This window comes from Bacteroidota bacterium (assembly GCA_016699695.1).
Taxonomy (GTDB): domain Bacteria; phylum Bacteroidota; class Bacteroidia; order Bacteroidales; family UBA10428; genus UBA10428.
Map to the genome: position 1 here is coordinate 913,104 of CP065006.1, position 19,234 is coordinate 932,337.

General features: G+C 40.8%; 18 protein-coding genes. 8 read left to right on the top strand and 10 right to left on the bottom strand.

Going from position 1 to position 19,234, the window contains the following annotated elements:
• Nucleotides 1-47 precede the first annotated feature (47 nt).
• Nucleotides 48-2,666 (bottom strand): alanine--tRNA ligase, encoded by a 2,619-nt coding sequence (gene alaS / locus IPM71_03785; protein ID QQS51855.1) that lies wholly within the window; start codon nt 2,664-2,666, stop codon nt 48-50.
• Nucleotides 2,667-2,801: 135 nt separating this feature from the next.
• On the opposite strand from alaS, the gene IPM71_03790 reads away from it, so the two are divergent.
• The 5 genes from IPM71_03790 to IPM71_03810 all read left to right on the top strand — a co-directional run bounded on the left by IPM71_03790 (nt 2,802) and on the right by IPM71_03810 (nt 7,276).
• Complete coding sequence (locus IPM71_03790) at nt 2,802-3,767, top strand: M23 family metallopeptidase (protein QQS51856.1); 966 nt, start codon at nt 2,802-2,804, stop codon at nt 3,765-3,767.
• A gap of 11 nt (nt 3,768-3,778) precedes the next feature.
• A complete protein-coding gene (locus tag IPM71_03795; GenBank protein QQS51857.1) occupies nt 3,779-4,750 on the top strand; it encodes a M23 family metallopeptidase in 972 nt (323 codons plus the stop codon).
• A 182-nt stretch (nt 4,751-4,932) separates the two neighbouring features.
• Complete coding sequence (locus tag IPM71_03800) at nt 4,933-5,268, top strand: MerR family transcriptional regulator (GenBank protein ID QQS51858.1); 336 nt, start codon at nt 4,933-4,935, stop codon at nt 5,266-5,268.
• A gap of 129 nt (nt 5,269-5,397) precedes the next feature.
• Entirely contained in the window at nt 5,398-6,495 is a 1,098-nt protein-coding gene (locus tag IPM71_03805) for a Nif3-like dinuclear metal center hexameric protein (GenBank protein QQS51859.1), read from the top strand.
• Between the two features lies 1 nt (nt 6,496).
• The gene (locus IPM71_03810; protein ID QQS51860.1) at nt 6,497-7,276 is read left to right on the top strand and encodes a hypothetical protein; all 780 of its coding nucleotides are present in this window, start codon (nt 6,497-6,499) and stop codon (nt 7,274-7,276) included.
• A gap of 70 nt (nt 7,277-7,346) precedes the next feature.
• Here IPM71_03810 and IPM71_03815 read toward each other — a convergent pair whose 3' ends face one another.
• The 4 genes from IPM71_03815 to IPM71_03830 form a co-directional block, all read right to left on the bottom strand.
• Complete coding sequence (locus IPM71_03815) at nt 7,347-8,528, bottom strand: CapA family protein (protein QQS51861.1); 1,182 nt, start codon at nt 8,526-8,528, stop codon at nt 7,347-7,349.
• A gap of 14 nt (nt 8,529-8,542) precedes the next feature.
• Nucleotides 8,543-9,325 (bottom strand): TPM domain-containing protein, encoded by a 783-nt coding sequence (locus tag IPM71_03820; protein ID QQS51862.1) that lies wholly within the window; start codon nt 9,323-9,325, stop codon nt 8,543-8,545.
• A 3-nt stretch (nt 9,326-9,328) separates the two neighbouring features.
• A complete protein-coding gene (locus tag IPM71_03825) occupies nt 9,329-9,769 on the bottom strand; it encodes a TPM domain-containing protein (protein ID QQS51863.1) in 441 nt (146 codons plus the stop codon).
• A 133-nt stretch (nt 9,770-9,902) separates the two neighbouring features.
• On the bottom strand, nt 9,903-10,508 hold the full coding sequence (locus IPM71_03830; protein QQS51864.1) for a LemA family protein: 606 nt from the start codon (nt 10,506-10,508) through the stop codon (nt 9,903-9,905).
• A 201-nt stretch (nt 10,509-10,709) separates the two neighbouring features.
• On the opposite strand from IPM71_03830, the gene IPM71_03835 reads away from it, so the two are divergent.
• Together IPM71_03835 and IPM71_03840 are read left to right on the top strand one after the other, a co-directional pair.
• Complete coding sequence (locus IPM71_03835) at nt 10,710-11,144, top strand: hypothetical protein (protein QQS51865.1); 435 nt, start codon at nt 10,710-10,712, stop codon at nt 11,142-11,144.
• 52 nt (nt 11,145-11,196) lie between these two features.
• Nucleotides 11,197-12,099 (top strand): universal stress protein, encoded by a 903-nt coding sequence (locus IPM71_03840; GenBank protein ID QQS51866.1) that lies wholly within the window; start codon nt 11,197-11,199, stop codon nt 12,097-12,099.
• Nucleotides 12,100-12,106: 7 nt separating this feature from the next.
• Here the strand turns inward: IPM71_03840 and IPM71_03845 are convergent, their stop codons facing one another.
• From IPM71_03845 to porU, 5 genes are read right to left on the bottom strand one after another with little or no spacing between them, the layout of a single operon-like run.
• Complete coding sequence (locus tag IPM71_03845; protein QQS51867.1) at nt 12,107-12,676, bottom strand: VTT domain-containing protein; 570 nt, start codon at nt 12,674-12,676, stop codon at nt 12,107-12,109.
• 7 nt (nt 12,677-12,683) lie between these two features.
• Nucleotides 12,684-13,043, bottom strand: a complete 360-nt coding sequence (locus tag IPM71_03850; protein ID QQS51868.1) for a CoA-binding protein — start codon at nt 13,041-13,043, stop codon at nt 12,684-12,686.
• 31 nt (nt 13,044-13,074) lie between these two features.
• The gene (locus IPM71_03855) at nt 13,075-13,554 is read right to left on the bottom strand and encodes a 2-C-methyl-D-erythritol 2,4-cyclodiphosphate synthase (protein QQS51869.1); all 480 of its coding nucleotides are present in this window, start codon (nt 13,552-13,554) and stop codon (nt 13,075-13,077) included.
• Between the two features lie 2 nt (nt 13,555-13,556).
• The gene (gene porV, locus IPM71_03860; GenBank protein QQS51870.1) at nt 13,557-14,690 is read right to left on the bottom strand and encodes a type IX secretion system outer membrane channel protein PorV; all 1,134 of its coding nucleotides are present in this window, start codon (nt 14,688-14,690) and stop codon (nt 13,557-13,559) included.
• Between the two features lie 57 nt (nt 14,691-14,747).
• A complete protein-coding gene (gene porU, locus IPM71_03865; protein ID QQS51871.1) occupies nt 14,748-18,191 on the bottom strand; it encodes a type IX secretion system sortase PorU in 3,444 nt (1,147 codons plus the stop codon).
• Between the two features lie 80 nt (nt 18,192-18,271).
• Between porU and IPM71_03870 the strand changes: the two genes are divergently transcribed.
• The gene (locus IPM71_03870) at nt 18,272-19,204 is read left to right on the top strand and encodes a PorP/SprF family type IX secretion system membrane protein (GenBank protein ID QQS51872.1); all 933 of its coding nucleotides are present in this window, start codon (nt 18,272-18,274) and stop codon (nt 19,202-19,204) included.
• The last annotated feature ends 30 nt before the right edge of the window (nt 19,205-19,234 follow it).

A 19,234-nucleotide genomic window follows, 5' to 3' on the forward strand; every position in this document is an offset into this window, starting at 1 on the left:
GCAAAAAGAATTTTTTCTGCACAGTTTCAATAGAATTCAAGTAATAGTTAAGCCAACAGTGCTTCTGCTCGAGCAAGTGCTTTTTCGAGGCCTTCCGGACGTTTTCCTCCGGCTGTGGCATAAAATGGCTGACCTCCGCCTCCACCTTCAATATCCTTGGCCAAATCTCTTACAATGTTTCCGGCGTTATAGTTTTTATTTTTTATCACATCATCCGAAATGGCTACTGCTAAAAGCGCTTTAGAATCGATTACCGCACCCAATACAAGCACTACATTTTCGAGTTCAGATTTAATTTGAAACGAAAGATCCTTCAGCACAGCAGCATCGTCTACTTCTACCTTGGCAGTGATTAGTTTAATGCCGCCAATTGAGCGTGCAGAGGCAATAAGGGTAGACTTCAATCTTTTAGCCTCCTGACGGTTAATTTCATCAATCTTCTTCCGCATTTCGGTATTTTGCTGCTGAAGCGATTGAATTGTCTGTACAAGGCTGTTCACAGCCCCACCAGAGGTTTGCACTGCCTGGTCGAGTAAGTGCAGGCGGTTGTGTATGTACTCCATTGCCTTGCGGGCGCTCACCGCCTCGATTCGGCGAATACCCGCTGCGATAGAGCTTTCGGAGGTAATTTTAAAAAAGCCTATGTTGCCTGTTGATTCGGCATGTGTGCCCCCGCAAAGCTCGATTGATTCACCAAACTGAACCACACGTACCATATCGCCATACTTTTCGCCAAAAAGAGCCATGGCTCCCAACTGTTTAGCTTGTTCGAAGCTGGCTTGCCGGATCTGGGCTACAGCGTTTTCTCTAATCTTCTCATTCACAATTTCCTCGATACGCAATAACTGCTCTTCCGAGATTTTTTCGAAATGCGAAAAATCAAACCGCAGATAATCAGGATGCACCATCGATCCTTTTTGCTCCACATGCTTACCCAATACTGTGCGCAAGGCATAATGCAATAAGTGAGTCGCTGTATGGTTGTTCACGGTCGACTGACGGGCTGCTTTATCGACCACCGCATGAAGGGATGCATTGATTTTAGCTGGCAGACTGCTTACAAGGTGAATGCTCAGATTGTTTTCTTTTATAGTGTCAATCACAGGAATCTTAATGCCTCCCGTTTCAAGATAGCCCTTATCGCCAACCTGCCCTCCGCTTTCGCCATAAAAAGGCGTTTTATTGAACACCAGGTGATAATACTCTCCCTTTTTCGAGCTCACTTTACGGTAGCGACTAATAAATACATCGGCCTCGAGTTGATCGTAACCAATAAATTCCTGCACCTGGTCGTCAATTAAAATAGTCCAGTCTGTGGCATCGCTCTCAGAGGCTTTACGCGAACGCTCCTTCTGAGCTGCCATTTCGCTTTGAAAAGTATCCAAATCGACCAACAGATCCTTCTCGCGCAAAATAAGCTGTGTAAGGTCAAGCGGAAAACCATAAGTATCGTAAAGTTCAAAAGCCTTGGCGCCACTTATGGTTTGTTTTCCTTGCTTTTGTGCTTCGAGTATCAGTGCATCGAGTAATTTAATTCCTGCATCAAGGGTACGTAAAAACGCTTTTTCTTCGTCGAGTATAACTTTTTCGATCAGTTCCTGCTGTTTAGCGAGCTCGGAGAAATTGCCACCCATTACCTTTACCAACTCCTTCACTAAAAGATAAATAAGTGGTTCTTTTTGGTTAAGAAAGGTGTAATTATAACGAATGGCTCTGCGCAAAATACGCCTGATCACATAACCAGCCTTGGCATTCGAGGGCAATTGGCCGTCGGCAATGGAAAAGGCTACGGCGCGGAGATGATCGGCCACTACCCGCATGGCGATATCCGATTTCTCGTCGACTCCGTAGCTAGTGCCGCTCAATTCAGCTATACGGCGAATGATGGTGAGAAAAATATCGGTGTCGTAATTCGATTGTTTCCCTTGAAGAACCATGCACAATCGTTCAAAACCCATTCCTGTATCGACATGCTTTTTAGGCAGCGGGTATAGTTTGCCATCGGCTTTTCTGTTATACTGAATAAAGACAAGGTTCCAGATTTCAATTACCTGAGGATGACCCTGATTGACCAAATCGCGACCAGGAATCTTTTTTCGTTCCAGGTCAGAACGTATGTCGACATGAACCTCTGAGCAGGGGCCACAAGGGCCTGTTTCTCCCATTTCCCAGAAGTTATCTTTCTTATTGCCTTTTAAAATACGCTCTTCGGGCAGGTATTTGCTCCATAAACTATTGGCTTCCTCGTCCCATTCGAGCTTATCTGTTTTATCTCCCTCAAATACGGTGGCATAAAGTCTATCCTTTTCTACTCCCATCAGATCTACCAGAAATTCCCATGCCCACGAAATTGCTTCCTGTTTAAAGTAATCGCCGAACGACCAGTTACCCAACATCTCAAACATGGTATGGTGATAGGTATCATGGCCTACTTCTTCCAGATCGTTATGCTTGCCCGAAACCCGTAAACATTTTTGAGTGTTGGCAACCCTTTTATCGGTAGCCATTGCATTTTCCAGAAAAATATCCTTAAACTGATTCATGCCGGCATTGGTAAACATTAAAGTCGGATCGTCCTTTACCACCATTGGAGCTGAAGGCACAATTTTGTGCTGTTTCGAAGCGAAAAAATCGAGGAATTTTTGACGAATCTCTATCGAATTCATTTAAGTTTTATTTATAATTTGATAAATATTAAGGCTTGTTAACAAATACCCCTTTCAAAAAGGTTGTAAAAATAATTTATTTCTCATAGATTTGTCGCGTACTGAAAAAATAAGCTCAAATTAATTGATTACCAATTGATTCTAAACAGAAGAAAATACAGGTTTAATACAGAGACACTCTGCTATGAGTATCACAAATCAACCTTCAGAGATAGACTTATCTCCCTTCTGCGGTTCGGATTTTTCAGCAGTGTTTTAGCTTTAATCCTTTCGGTTCTGATAATTTCTCTGCATGGTTCACCCATCGAAACTTTCCTTCAACATAAATTCCAGCTTAACTCCGAAAACTTACTTGCCTTAAACAAAGAAATCGATAGTCTTCAAAATGTGCTTCATACCCAACATTACAGGAACGATGCCTTTTACCGCCAACTTTTAGAACTTAACCCTATTCCGGTTGAAATTCGAATTGCAGGTACCGGAGGGTCTGTTGACCCCGATGCTTTAACCTTTTATCCTAATAAAAACCAAATTGCCCAGATTACTACGAATGCAAAAACCTTGAAAAACAAGGTAAACATACAGCGCAGTTCTTACGAAAACATACTTGAAGAAGCCAGCACGCTAAACAATAAACATAAATACGTTCCGGCTATTCAACCTGTTAAACCGGCCGAATTTGTTAGGATTAGCTCATTTTATGGCTATCGGAGCGACCCGTTTACAGGATTATCCCATTCACATAATGGCGTTGATTTTGTTGGGATGCAAGGCACAGAAATATATGCTACTGCCGACGGAGAAGTTGAAATTACTGAGTTTTCTCTTGCTGGTTTCGGAAAACTAATCGTAATTTCGCATAATTTTGGTTATAAGACGCTTTATGCCCATCTGAGTGAAATTTTAGTAGAGCAAGGGCAGCAAATAAAACGCGGGCAAGTAATTGGCAAAATGGGGAATACAGGCCGCTCAACAGGAACACACCTGCATTACGAAGTGCATCTGCACGGAGAGGCAATTAACCCTATCAACTTTTTTGCCGATGATCTGACCCCCACGGACTATAACTTAATTATAGAACTGGCAAGTTCTGACCGTTAAACTCACAAACAATGGCTAGACACAATTATAAATTTAACCAGGAATCATTAAGCTATGTAAAAGTTAAAAAAACTTTTAAGCATAAGTTTTTTCGATTCCTTACCTATTTTTTATCGAGTGTTTTACTTGCAATTATTTATTGGTTCGCTATTTTCCGTCTTTTCGATTCTCCTAAAGAAAAAGGCTTGAAAAGGCAAATAGGCGAACTCAAAGTCAACTATGAAATTGTAAAACAAGACCTTGAAAATATCAATGCGGTTCTTAAAGACCTTCAGGAAAGAGACGACAATATCTACCGGACAATATTCGAAGCCGAACCTATTCATTCTTCAATAAGGGAAGCTGGTGTTGGTGGCAGCAACAGTTATAGCGAGCTTGAAAAAATGATAGATGCAGACATTGTAATTGATATTAAAAAGAACCTGGATAAGGTGATGAAAAAAATCTACATCCAGTCTATCTCTTACGATGAGCTCATTGATCTGGCCAAAAACAAAGGTGAAATGCTCGCCTCTATTCCGGCTATTCAACCCGTAAGCAACAAAACTCTCGAAAGAACTGCCAGTGGCTGGGGATACCGCATTCATCCAATTTACAAAATAAGGAAATTCCATTATGGAATGGATTTTACTGCCCCTACCGGTACAGATGTGTATGCCACCGGTGATGGTGTAATTGCCGAAATTGAAACCTCCAAACGCGGTTACGGGAATAAAATAATTGTTGACCATGGCTTTGGCTACCAGACTCTCTATGCGCATTTGTATAGCATTAAAGCAAATTATGGTCAAAAGGTAAAACGCGGTGATGTAATTGGAACAGTAGGAAATACAGGGCTTTCAACGGCCCCTCACCTGCATTATGAGATTATTCTGAATGGAGAAAAAGTCAATCCGGTAAATTATTATTTCAACGACCTTACTGCCGATGAATATGAAAGAATGATTGATATATCACAAAAATCAGGTCAAACCTTCGACTAATATCTTTCCTTTCGCAAATCAAATAGCGATAAAGAGTTTTATTCTTTATCGCTATTTTTTCTTCAGAAAAAGACTTGATTTGAGTATTTAATAACACTTGTTTTTTAGGTTTAGGTAATTATGCATAAGGTATTGGTTTATTAGCTTTTATTTTATATTTTTAAACACCTAAATTTAAATCAATGCCATACATCGAGAAAAAGGTTGAAAAACTCTATTATTCAATCGGCGAAGTGGCCGAAATGTTTGGAGTCAACACCTCGCTCATACGCTTCTGGGAAAAAGAGTTCGATGTGATTAAACCTAAGAAGAATAAAAAAGGTAATCGTTTTTTTACTAAAAAGGACATCGACAACTTTCACCTGATATTTCACCTGGTAAAAGAAAAGGGTATGACCCTGAGTGGTGCCAAGAAAAAGATAAAAGAAAACAAAGAAGATACTGTCGATAATTTCGAAGCCATTCAAACCCTCAACACAATCAAACAACTTTTACTGGAAATTAAAGAGAAGCTCTAAGCTCTATTTCTTTTCTCAATTTAACCACATCCCTCATAGGCTAGGTTGAATATTTTCCTATTCTCTCCTACATACAACAGCTCTAACAAATAGAAAACTCTAACTTACAATAGCCCTAAACCCTAAAGAATGACTGTAAGAGACATCGCCAATATACTGGAAGAAATTGCCCCGCTTGGCTTACAGGAAAATTATGACAACTGCGGACTGAACCTGGGCTCGTTCGACCAAGAGGTTACAGGAATACTTTGTACACTTGATGTAACCCACGAAGTATTAGACGAGGCATTACAAAAAAAAGCCAATCTGATTATTTGTCATCACCCTTTGCTTTTTAGCCCTCTAATATCAATTACAAGCGAGAATACAACCGGGTCGCTGATTATGAAAGCCATCCGGCATCAGATCTCGGTTTATGCACAGCATACCAATCTCGACAATGTACCCAATGGGGTAAACGCCAGAATTTCGGAGAAAATAGGCCTTACAAAAACCAGAATTTTACTTCCTCAGCCCGATGATTTATACAAACTAGTGTGCTATGTACCATTAACCCACTTCGAAACTGTGCAGACAGCCCTCTTCGAAGCAGGGGCAGGACAAATAGGTAACTACGATAGCTGCAGTTTTAGTTTGAATGGTCAGGGTACTTTTCGTGCACTCGACCAGGCAAAACCATTTGTAGGTAAAAAAGGAATACTGCATACCGAACCGGAAATGCGACTCGAGGTGATCTTGCCAAGAATTTTAAAACCGAAAATTATAAAAGCAATGCTCAGCAGCCATCCTTACGAGGAAGTAGCTTACGACTTGATTCCTTTGGCCAATGAAAATCCAGCTGTGGGTGCCGGAATGATTGGATACCTTGAGAAAGAAATTAGTTTGGGAGAATTTATCCGCCTACTTAAACATAGTTTTAATACAGGATGTATACGCTATACAGGCCACACCAATAAAAACATAAATAAAGTAGCAGTCTGCGGTGGCAGCGGAGCCTTTCTGATTGGACAGGCTGTTAAACAACAAGTCGATGCCTACGTTACTGCTGATCTAAAATACCACCAGTTTTTTGAGGGTTCGGAGCGGATGTCACTCATCGATATAGGACATTACGAAAGCGAACAATATACGAAAGAGATTTTTTATGAATCAGTTATAAAAAAATTGCCTAAATTTGCCGTTCATTTATCAGAAGTAAAAACAAATCCCATAAATTATTACAACTAATATGGCTGACGTAAAAAACAAATCGGCTGAAACTACCGAAATAACCGTTGAAGAAAAGCTTCGTGCGCTTTACAGATTACAAACGATTAAATCGGAAATAGATAAAATCAAAACCCTTCGTGGCGAGTTACCACTTGAAGTGCAGGATCTGGAAGATGAAATAGCTGGTTTGCAAACACGTATTGAAAAATACGAGCAGGAAGTAAAAAGCTTTGATACAAACATTGTAGCCAAAAAGAACGAAATCAACGAGGCCAAGGCGCTTATTAAAAAGTATCAGGATCAACAGAACAACGTGCGTAACAACCGCGAATTCGAATCTTTGTCGAAAGAAACTGAATACCAGACTCTCGAAATTGAATTGTGCGAAAAACGCATACGCGAATTTACCGCCCAGATTGCTGACAAAACTACAATCATCACCGAATCGAAATCGAAACTGGAAGAAAGACTAGCCGATCTTGACTCGAAACGTAAAGAGTTGGACGAGATCGTGAACGATACCAAAAAAGAAGAAGAAGAATTCGGACAACAGGCTGTTGATTTAGAAAAACTGATTGAAGAACGCCTCTTAACTGCTTTTAAAAAGATAAGAAAAAACGCCCGTAACGGACTTGCTGTGGTAAGTGTAGAGCGCGATGCCTGCGGTGGATGCTTCAACAATATCCCTCCACAACGTCAGCTTGATATTAAATCACGTAAAAAAATTATTGTATGCGAATATTGCGGACGTATTCTCGTCGATAAAGATATTATGCAAGAAAAGGAAGAAAACATGTAATTCATTCTTCTTAAAAGAAAAAAGCTGCACCATTTTATATGATGCAGCTTTTTTTATTTCCAACAGAGCTTTACTTGTAGAAGTTAGATTCCCTGGCTTCGAGCAGATGATTCCGGGTATCGGATTTAAATCGGTTAAGCCTGTACAAATCGTCGTTGTTCAAATGTGTTGTTTCGGGATGCTTCTCAATTAACGAAACAGGTATCACATAAAAGGTGAACTTTTCTGCTCTTACCTCTTCCCGGTAAACCCAATAAGGAAGGTATAAGAGCGAATCGAGTTTCACTTTCCCATCCTGCCGGCTGAGGTGCATTTCTGCCATTATTCCCCCATCTTTGTATTGTGCACGCTGATTCGAAACAAAATTGCCCATAGAATACACTACAGGATAATCAACCAGGCTGTCTATTTCCGTGTACCTCTCCATTCGAATTGGCTGCACAACATGTGGATGCGATCCGATGATGGCATCGGCACCACAGCTAAAAATAAACTGCGCAAGTCTCTTCTGCTCGGTATTTTCTGTTCGTTCATACTCAAGCCCCCAATGCATAAGACAGAGAATGTATTCTGCGCTATCGGTACCTGCTTTTTCAATGTCCTTGCGAATTTGAGCGGTATCTATCCGATTTACACTGTATGGTGGTTTTACCACTATGCCATTGGTGCCATAGGTATAATTTAGCAAGGCAATGCGAAATCCATTTTTAGTCAGCATAAGTGGATACCTGCTTGCACGGTCGGCAGGGTTTTTAAAAGTTCCTGTATGCTGAAAGCCTAAACTGTCGAGCACATTTAGTGTACGCACCAATCCCCTGGCTCCACGGTCGAGGGCATGGTTGTTGGCGGTAATCATCACATCAAAACCTGCTGCATGGGCTGCAGCAGCAAGGGCATCAGGACTGGAAAACTGAGGGTAACCTGTATAGGGAGCACCCGCAAGGGTAACTTCCAGGTTGGCAATGGCAATATCGGCTGCCGAAATATAGTCGGTTATATACCTGAAGGTAGGCTCGTAGTTGTATGTTGAATCCGATTCGTTAAAGGCACCTGAAATTTGAGGATCGTGCCCCATGATATCACCTGCAAAAACAAGTGTAAGAGTTTGAGAAGCGGAATCGTTTTTTTGAGAAAAATAAGCCTCCTCTGCGAGTGAATCGGCATGACTATGAAAACTTTCAGCAGTAAGTGCTTGCTTCGATGCGAACAGAAGAACCATCGATAGAAGAAGTACTATTTTTATTCTACTCATTGATATAAAAATATTTACCAGCTACCTCCTGCACCTCCGCCGCCAAAACTACCGCCGCCAAAGCCACCAAAAGATCCACCGCCCGATGAAAAATTGCCAAAACTACCTCCATGACTGCGGCCTCCTGAGGACATCATCGAAAGTAGAAGCCAAAATGGGATACTACCACCACCCAAAGAAGATTTCCTAACTCTGCCTGCCTTTGAAAAAATAGATAACAGGATAAAGAGCGCAATTATAATAAGGAAAACAAATCCGCCTACAGACTCTTTCTGATTGGCCTTTTGCTGATATTCTTGTGCTGTATACTCCTTTAGGCTTAATTCCATCAATACATTCAGGGCCTTATCAATTCCTTCGTAATAATTTCCTTGTCTGAACGAGGGTATCATCTCCTTTTCAACAATGCGCTTGGCTATGGCATCGGGTATTACAGCCTCCAGACCATAACCGGGGGCAATGAATACCTCACCCGATTCAGCTCCTGTTTTGGGTTTAAGCAGTATAACAATGCCGTTATCGAACTGAGCATTACCAACTCCCCACTGTTCGCCAATGCTGTAGGCATACATGGCTTTATCATTTCCTTCGAAAGAGTTTGTAATTACTACAACAATCTGAGTGGTTGTGGTATTCCCAAAATCAACCAGTTTGCTTTCCATGGCTTGTTGCTGTGCAGGACTTAAAGTGTTGGTAAAGTCGTTTACCAACCTTGCTGGAACTGGCTTTTGGGGAATTGCCAACAACTGTAAGAACAAACCCGCTGTAAAGAATAACAGTGTTATAACTTTTTTCATCTTTTAGTTTTTTCCAAACGATAAATCATTTGATAATTCATTCACATCATCACTCTGACAGGGAAACTTAGCCCGAAGGGCCTGGCCAGCCATTTGAATTCCGATGCAAATCCCATCGGCATAACGATTCTGAGCAAATTCAGTCAGCACAGTTTCTTTTATCTCATTCCAGAAGTTTTCAGGAGTCACATGGTTGATTCCAGCATCGCCAAGAATTGCAAATTTGCGGTCGTTTACCGAAAGATAAAACAAAACACCATTGCGAAGCTCGGTGCGGTGCATCTTCAGTTTTTCGAAAATGAAGGCTGCCCTGTCCAACACATCTTCGTTGCAATTACTTTCGATGTGCACCCTTATTTCGCCCGATGTTTGGGTTTCAGCTTCGCGTATTGCAGCGAGTATGCTATTTTTTTCTTCTGGAGAAAAGAAATTTTCTGGTTTCATCTGGTATAAATTTTATACTTCACTTTCGCAAAAAAATAATAAAGCACGTAAACGTAATAATTGATTCACGTTGAAAAGATAAACAAAGGGCTGCAAACCCATTTATATGGAAGGAGTAAATAGTAAACTTCTATTAAAACTCAACCACAGGTGCTTCAGCAGCTGCTTCCTCCGATTCAAAATACCCTTTTTGTTCGCGGCTTCCAAAAAATATATTTCGGGGGAATTGTTTGATGTAGGTATTATAGGAGCGAACAGTATCGTTGTATTTTAAGCGTTCAACACTAATACGGTTCTCTGTGCCTTCGAGTTGAGCCTGAAGCTCAAGAAAATTCTGATTGGCCTTTAAATCAGGGTATTTTTCCACCACCACCATCAATCGTCCGAGGGCCGATGAAAGTGCTCCCTGTGTTTGTTGAAACTGAGCCAATGAGTTGGCATCCAGATTGGTTGGGTCAACAGTTACTGAAGTAGCCTTGGCTCTGGCTTCGATAACCTGTGTAAGTGTTTCCTGCTCAAAATCGGCATAGCCCTTCACTGTATTCACAAGGTTGGGAATAAGATCAAGCCTTCTCTGGTAGGCAGTTTCCACGTTTGCCCATTGAGAGCTTACTGTTTCTTCCATGCTCACAACTTTGTTGTACATACGCATATAGGCTAGACCAATAATAACTCCGAAGAGTATAAACACCCCAATTATAGAGGCTACTATAATTAGTGTTAAATTCGATTTTTTCATATTTTATGTTTTATTCTTTTTGTGTTGACAAAAATAAGATAATGCGGCTAAGGTAACAAACATCTGGCTATTTCGTAAATAAGAGCTGAGAAGGTTGAACTGTTTTTTTTATTTAATTTTGTTCCGATTTAAATACCTATTTGAGAATCTTTGTTTGTGGCATAATTTTAGTGTAATTAGAAAAAAATAATTCTTACTCCTATGAAAACCATAAAAATACTTGCAATAGCAATTCTGTTAACCATGGGCATGAGTTGCGAAAATCTTTTAAATGACCTTACCGATGAACAAATTGCACTCGAATTAGAGGGTCAATGGACAGTAGATGAATCTTCTTCCATTTTCAAAGCAGCGATGCAAAGCCAGACAGTATTTATTTCTGTCTCTGAATCGGATCCCACACAGATTTTAATTGAGAACTTTTATGGCTTGGGAAATAATTCGGTAGCAAGTGCTAGAGTGAATGGCTACACCTTACAACTTCTCAACAATCAATCGCTCGATAATGATTTCACTCTTGTACAAGGTTCAGGCACCATCAATAAAAATCTTAATGTTATTACCTGGAACTACTCCATCGACGATGGCAGTGGTGAAGTTGATCAGGTTCAGGCTACATATACCATTTTAGATTGATTTAGTCGCTTTTTTTTTGTAACTTATTGGCAGGTTTCATAATATCCCTGCCATGGAAAACAAAGAAATCACTCCGCATCCCGAAACGATTTTGGTTCCGGTAGATTACTCCGATTGCAGCGTACTAGCTTGTCGATATGCCGCAAAAATTGCAAGCAAATCTAAAGGCCGAGTCTTTCTTTTTCATGCGTTTTACTCACCCGCATTCGACATGATCGAGCTTACGGGAAGTCTTAATACGCAACAACAGCTGAGGGAAGATGTAACAGAAAAACTTATCGAGGGCGAACAGGAAGAACTTAACCGTTTTATCGACAAAATTCTTACTTACAAAGAGTTTAAAAACTATAATCAATCTGACATTTCTTCCGCACTTAAACCCGGCTTGGCCAGGGACGAAATTATTTCGTATGCCCACGAATGTGGTGCCACCATGGTAATTATGGGAACCCGGGGCGCCCATAAAAAAAATGTTTCTATCCTGGGCAGCATTACCGAGCATGTGATTATGAAACTGAAATTGCCTGTAATAGCCATTCCCGAGGATTATACTTTCGTGGGCGAAGAAAATATGCGCAAACTGGTTTACCTTACCGATTTTGACGAATCGGATTTTGCTTCAATAAAGCACCTGATGCAATTTACAGACTTGTTTCAAATGAGTATTTATTGCATTCATCTGGCAAGTAAGGAAGATAAATGGGAATCACTTAAAATGGAGGGGTTGAAGGAGTATTTTAAGTCTGTGTATGGAAAAGATTCCGTTCAATGCCAAATTATACCCCAATCAATTAATTTGTTGCAAACGCTCGACGATTTTGCAGTTGCCAACCGTATCAATCTAATTGCCCTTACACATCGAAAACGTAAACTAATTGAGATGGTATTCAAACCCAGTGTAACCAAGAAAATTTTCTACCACACGAATATACCTCTGATGGTATTTCACGAGTAAGCTGATGTTATACTATAAAATGCGCTTCCCAAAACACCAAGGCTAATATTACAAATCGTAAGAACCGTGTTGAGGAGTAAAAGAGGTACTTTTTAAAAGAATATTTTACTGAACCTACCAACATAGCCACACCGGAAAAAGGCACAGGTGTAAGGGCTGCTATAATAATCAGAAAAAAACCGATTGACTCAAGTCTTTGATCAAGTTTACGGAGCCAGCGCTTTCTGAGGTATTGATAAAAATAGGTGCGATTCATATATCGGCCAATAAAATAGCCTAAAACACCTGCCAAATAGGAGACTAACGACAAGAGAGCAACCACAAAAAAGTAACTGGATGCCACTTCGAACCGAAGTGCCCAAATCATAAAGATTTCTGGAGGAATAATACCAATAATCACTTCAGATACCAGGAAAATAATAAACATCGCCAACTCACGATCGAACAGAGGTTGCAACCAGGCAAGAAAATCTGTCTGCACATATCGATTAAAAATAAAATAAAGCAACACGTAAGCTAATAGCCAGAGGGTTCCCACCAACAGGTTATTGATAAAATATTTTTTTTTGTTGATCATATTTATTTTAAATCTGACCTGAATTAATCATTAAAAGTGCACATCCCTCAATAACCTCGATCTGGTTTTTTGCTAAAATCTCTTGAAACTCCCGGTTCTCCGTACCAGGATTAAAAACAACCCTGCGCGGTTTAAGTTTAATAAAGTAATCGTAAAAAGGTAGCTGATTTCTGGTACCAATGTAAAGCAGGATGGTATCAATGCCTTTTAAAAGGGGTAAACCGGTCATCACAGGCACGTCCAAAATGGTTCCTTCCCGGAGTCCGATTGCCATTACCTTGCGGTTATGCCTCACAAGACTTTTTACAGCTTTATTCGAATGTCTGACAGGATTAAGACTTGCACCAAAAACCAGGTATGTTGGCATAAGCAGAATTTTATTCTGCCAAGTTCATCAATTATTCTTTATAAAGCAACACAACTGCATAAGCCGATATGCCTTCTTCGCGCCCGACATACCCTAGTTTTTCAGTAGTAGTTGCTTTGATGCCAATGTCTTCTGGAATCATATTTAAAACATTGGCAAGGGTTTGCCGCATCTCAGGAATATATTCTTTCACTTTTGGCCGCTGCAAACAAATAGTGCTATCTATGTTTCCAATGTGATATCCCACCTCCTGAATCAACCCTAAAGTGCTTTTTAGTAATTGTTTGCTGTCGACATCTTTAAATTCCTTAGAAGTATCCGGAAAATGAACACCAATGTCGCCAAGGGAAGCAGCACCTAACAATGCATCACAAATGGCATGGATTAACACATCACCATCGGAGTGGGCTACACATCCTTTTTCATGCTGAACAGGCACTCCGCCCAGCACAAATTTTCGTCCAAGTTCCAACTGATGCACATCGAATCCGAACCCAACTCTCATTTTCATGCTTACTCGAATTTAAAGCCGAGGGTAAACCGCATGGTGTTAGAAAGCGGGTTATTCTGACCTCCCTGAGTGGGAAATAAATAAGAGAAATCGAGCGAAAATACATTTAAATAAAGTCCAACGCCGGCAGTAAAATACTTTCTGTTTCCTTTGTTTTCGTTTTCGTGGAAATATCCGGCACGAATGGCAAATTGTTTCATATACATGTATTCCAAGCCAAATGACCACATGATCTCCTGCATTTCTTCCTTAAAACCTCCAGGAGCATCGGAAAAAGATTTGAACATACCTTCAATAGTCCCCATGTTGGTTGTATCGTTCAAAGGAACAAGCAATTTATTCAAATCGAGTGTGCCGCCAATGGAGTTGTATTCATCGATTTCCATTTCGTACCGACCCCCCACGCGCAGGTTAGTAGGTATAAACTGGCTCTCGTTGTCTTCGGAATAAGTCATCTTGGTTCCTATGTTGGAGATATTCACACCCCAGGCATAGCTTGCATCGTATCCGCCAACGTTTACAGGCTTTTGAAAATAAGTTGAGATATCGGCAGCGAACGAAGTGCCGGGTTCGTATTGTGCTCCGCCGGCAAGGCCTGTACTGCTGGTTCCTGCAGCGATGTCGGAATAGATAAACCGAAATACCAAACCACCATTAAAATACTCAGAAAATGCACGGGAATAACCTGCATCCAATGCAAACTCGTTAGGTCTGATAGTTTGGCCAGTCTCATTCCCAACACCGTCCAGTTCAATAATTTCACCCAGATTAAAATACCGTAAACTCGCACTTACTGCCTGATCCCTTCCAAACTTTTTATAGCCCGAAAGGTACAAAAGGTTCAAATCTGTTACCCCTAGGCTGCGAAGCCATGGCGTGTAAGATAAAGCAAGCCCGAAGTTTTCTTTTAAAGTAACGTACTTCGCCGAATTCCAATGTTGCGAGCTTAGATCGCCCGAGGTAGAAACCCCGGCATCGCCCATAGCTCCGGCTTTGGAATCAGGTGCAATGGTTAAGAAGGGAACTGAAGTGCGGATGACACTATTCGAAATTTCCTGACCATTAGAATCCTGGGCTATTGTATATGTTAAACCTACACAAACTGATAGACCTAGTGCAAATATTTGCTTTATCATAATCTGTTTTAATTTTTAAAGTGCGAAAGTAAAAAATTTAATTAGTAAACGACATTGTCAGGGAATTATTATTAAGCTTCCGGTTTTAATCCCTTCCGAGCCATCGGAGGTGCTCACCCTCAACTTGTAAGGATAAACCCCCGGTTCTATTTTATTGATCCCGTTACTCTTTATGTTCCAGGTAATGGGTTCGGAAACAAATCCGGTTTCGTTATTGTTTCGTTGCAACTGATGCACCATTCTTCCACTGATATCATAAATATCAATGTTAACACGATGTTCTTGACCGGCTTTGTTGTGGGTATACTGAAATGTTGTCTGCATGGTAGCCGGATTTGGAAAGTTCACCAGGGTGTTAACTATTGTATTGGGTGAGGATTCCACATAAAAGTTCAAGGTTTCGTAGGACGAATTGTTATAAATATCCCAAACTTTCAGGCTAATGGTATGTTGTCCACCATCCAGATCGGAAAGCGGGTAACGAACAGTACCACGCTGGTAGTCGTCAAGTTCACTTTCGAAATTATCGTTGAGCATATAACTTCGCGAGTAGTCTTCGTCGAGCAGAGCCACGAGGTCGTGTCCTATTCCTATGCCGGTGGTATTAATACCATTCTGGTCGTACAAACTGGCAAGCAGTAACGGATTTGCATCGGTTACACCTCCATCCACAAAAGCCCAATCGTTCATGAATAAACTTATCTCCGGGCCATCCATATCTATTTCGGGATTATCAGAAGTTCCTCCAATGATAAAATCAGAATATTCGCCTTTTGCATCGAGTTGCCCATTTTCGGCATAAAATGAGAGCCTTCCGGTGCCAAAATTATAAACGATGTCTTTGGGAATTTTAAAGTTTAAACGAAACTTACCATTGCTAACCGAAGCTTTTCCTCTAAAAAGAAGCCTGTCCTGCAAACTGAAATCAATTTTCTCAATGCCATCGTTTCCGTTGGTAGTAACCAAATAGGCCTTATCGAAAACATTGATGTAAACAATCCCGTTAAATTCATTCATAAGTGTACTATCGTCGGAAGTTACTCGCCCCGAAACAAAGACTTCTTCGAGGGCATTGACTGTATCAGAGAAATTATTTACTGAAAATCCATTTATGGAATCGACAAGCACTTTATGTTCGCCATACATCAGGCGCAAGGCTGGGTCGCCCAGAAGTGTAAACTTTAATGTATTTTCTTTTGAAGCACTTGTATTGTTTTTCGAATGCCTCAGAATATCGCCGAGACGGTAAGGATTTCCCTGGTAATCTTTACGAAATACATTGCGATATAAGGCTTCGCTTAACAATTTGTTACTGGATTGATAAACCAAACGCGTTGTTGTAAGCAAAGCGATAGCACCTCCATCAGGATTTAGCAAAGCAGCTTCACCAGCAGAAACCCTTCGGGCATATTGCGTTCCGGCGGTAATACTCACATTGTCGTATCGACTTAGTTGGCAGGTAGCCGTAATAAACAAGGGGTAGTAAGGTGCATTTTTAAGGTTTTCAAAATCCGTTTTTTTAAGCACCTGTTCCTGGGTAATCCCATTTTCTCCTCCATGACCCATATAATTAAATATGAGCATGCCCTTGTTAAACGAATCCTGCAAAAGCAGTTCGACCTCAGGGTAAGAGGCACCGGTGGAGGAACTGGTTTGCTTGTAGGCGTCGAGGTAGATTTTATAAATATTCACAGCCGGGGCTTCCTGCTCCACTATTTTAGCCAAGCCATCCGAATCGCTCATAAAAACAATGTTATCCCAACCGCTTTCACCATCGTCGCCCAGAAACAACATGCGGTTCAGCCAATCGGTCATATTAGCCGCGGCATAATACTCTTCTATTTTGTTAACCAATGTCTGGGCCTCCAATTCATCTTTACCATCGGAGTTCACCGGAAACCGCCCAACACCAATATCCAATTTTCCGACAATACCTCCTTCTCCAGGGCCCAGAAATGCATAAAAATCGTCGGCTACATAACTGCTTGTTGGATCAAGAGAACTTACCGATTGAAAAGTAGGTATGTAACTGGGATTGATGCCGTTAAGTGTGCGGTTATCAAAAGACCCATCGCCAAATAATAAAAGGTATTTGAGGGAATCGGAGGCTGTGGATTTTTCGTAGAACATTCTCGCAAGATTGCGTATAGCGGCTGCATCGGGTTTGCCAGAAGAAAATTCGTTATAAACCTGCTGGGTTGTAACTACTTCTACACTCATTTCGTCTTTGGTTCGATGGATATCAGCAAGCTGTTCAGCCTGTTTTAGAAATGCCGGGTGAGTGACAATTAAAAAAGCTGGCATTTCCATGGCATGTATGTTTTGGTTAGCTACCCAACCTACATCCTGAAGCTTTGTATCGGCAAATATGGGCGAAGGAAAACTTCCGGAGTTTTTTACAACGAGGTACTCACGTAATTCCGAACTTTCGGCTGTCAAGCTCAATTGCGTTCCATTCAAAGTAGAATTGAGTTTTACAATTTCGGTCGGACTTGTAATGTCCCAAACCTGGTGGCCAGAAGTGGCATTCTGCAGGTTGAATCTGGTTATGTTTCCCTCTCCAACCGTTTCTCTGTCGCGAAAATAAAATTCATCACCCTCAATAATAAGCTGGCAACGGGTATGCATTCTTATATAATCGACATAAGACAAGGAATTCGGATCGCTTGCGCTAAACCGAAAGTTTATGTTCAATTGTTCAGAATTGGAAACAAACTCTGTTGATGTTGCACTGGAACGGGCATAGGTAGCTTCGACATCGTTAATATTTACAGGGGTAAAGTTCATTCGTGAAAGAAAACTCCCGTTAGCATAAACTTCAACTGTTTGTGAATATTCAGACCTCACCGCCACCATGGTTTCAACCAGAACCGGGTGCCCGGACACATAGTTTTTTGCTACGAATTGTTTCGTTAGGTTATCGCCTGCAATTTGATCGCCAAACCATAATCTTCCTGAATTAATCAGGTTAATTTTTTCTTCTTCATAAAAATCTATCCAATCGTAAGTCGATTGAGTAAAGTCAGGATTCAAACCAGCACCGCTTAAAGTCTCAATGCGCTTTCCAGGGCCGAATGAGGTAGTGAGAAAATAATAATTCGCGAGTGCATAATCGTGCACATCTTGTTTAAAACTTTGGTCGGTTGCATTGTAATACATACCCTTAACCCCTTCGGCATAAAATAGGTAGTAATCGTCTGACCCAAAATCGGTATCGTTACTTGAATAAATGGATAGTTCCTCGAGGTCGTCGACAAAGGCATCGTTTACTTTTTCCGACAATTGGCGGCTGTTTCCTGCATAAATCCTTATATTTTCGGGTGTTTCGAACCCTATACTTTTTAGCTCGCTGTAGCTAATCCTGTATACTCCCGTCTCAGAGATTTTAACCTTATACCACTTTCCGGTTGATAAAACCGAGCCGGCTTTAAAGCCTTGCTGCCCAAAAACAGAAATGGAAACAACAGTTAACAGTATAAAAAGCGTTTGTCTGAAATTCATTTTATTTTATGTTATCGGCATCATTATTTAATAAAACAATATTTTTAACGTTAGTTTCATTTATATATTGCTATTAACAAATGATTAGCATAAAGTGGCTTCTACTTGCAATTCTTTTTTTTGTTCCAGGCAACAGCAAACTCCTGGCGCAAAACTATTTTGTATCCAATCTATACCACAACCTGGTTTTTTCCAACCCGGCTTATGCCCTTTATACCGATTTTTCTACGGTGCATCTGAATTACCGCAACCAATGGCCCTCGAGCACGCAGTACACCAGCTACGGTGCTGCCGGCTTTTATGTGGTTGAAAATCTCAACAGCAGCTTTGGTGCCATAGTAAATTACGACAACGAATACCAGGGTACATTTACCCGAACTGCCATTGGAGGTAACTATGCCTACAAAATGCAAACAGGACACCGGAGCCATTTGCTATTCGGCCTCCAGGCCTATTATAACCTGGCTTCAGCGAATTACTCACGTCTGGTATTTGAAAACCCTGCTGCAGCAGTGCCAGCAAACCAACAGAGTAGTTATACCTCAATTTCAAGTGGAATTGGCCTGTTACTCAACGAAGAACATTTTATAGGCTTTTCCGTTCTCAATTTATTACCCACCGCAACTAATTTATCCGAAGAAATCCGCTTGCAGGTAAGCTATCGGGGATTAATACAACCTCGGGGATATTACAACGACTTACAGTATGAACCCCTTGTGAATATTAGTTCCAATTTAATCAAAACCGAAGCTTATTACGGCATGTCGGTAGTTTATTCCGGCTTAAAAGGCGGATTAATCCTTCGCCAAAATATGTTTCGCCTGAATACGTTAATAATTTTGTTAGGAATTTCTTTTGAAAACTACGATATTGTTTACACCAATGATATAAATTTGTCTGGAGTGGTTTCTGTCAACCCAAAAATGGCAGCACATGAAGTAACTTTTTTAGCGAAATTTAAGTATAAAGCAAGAAGTAAACGAAAGGGGGCAATAAAATGCCCGGACATATAGTTATAAATGAAAATAATTGTAATTTAGTAA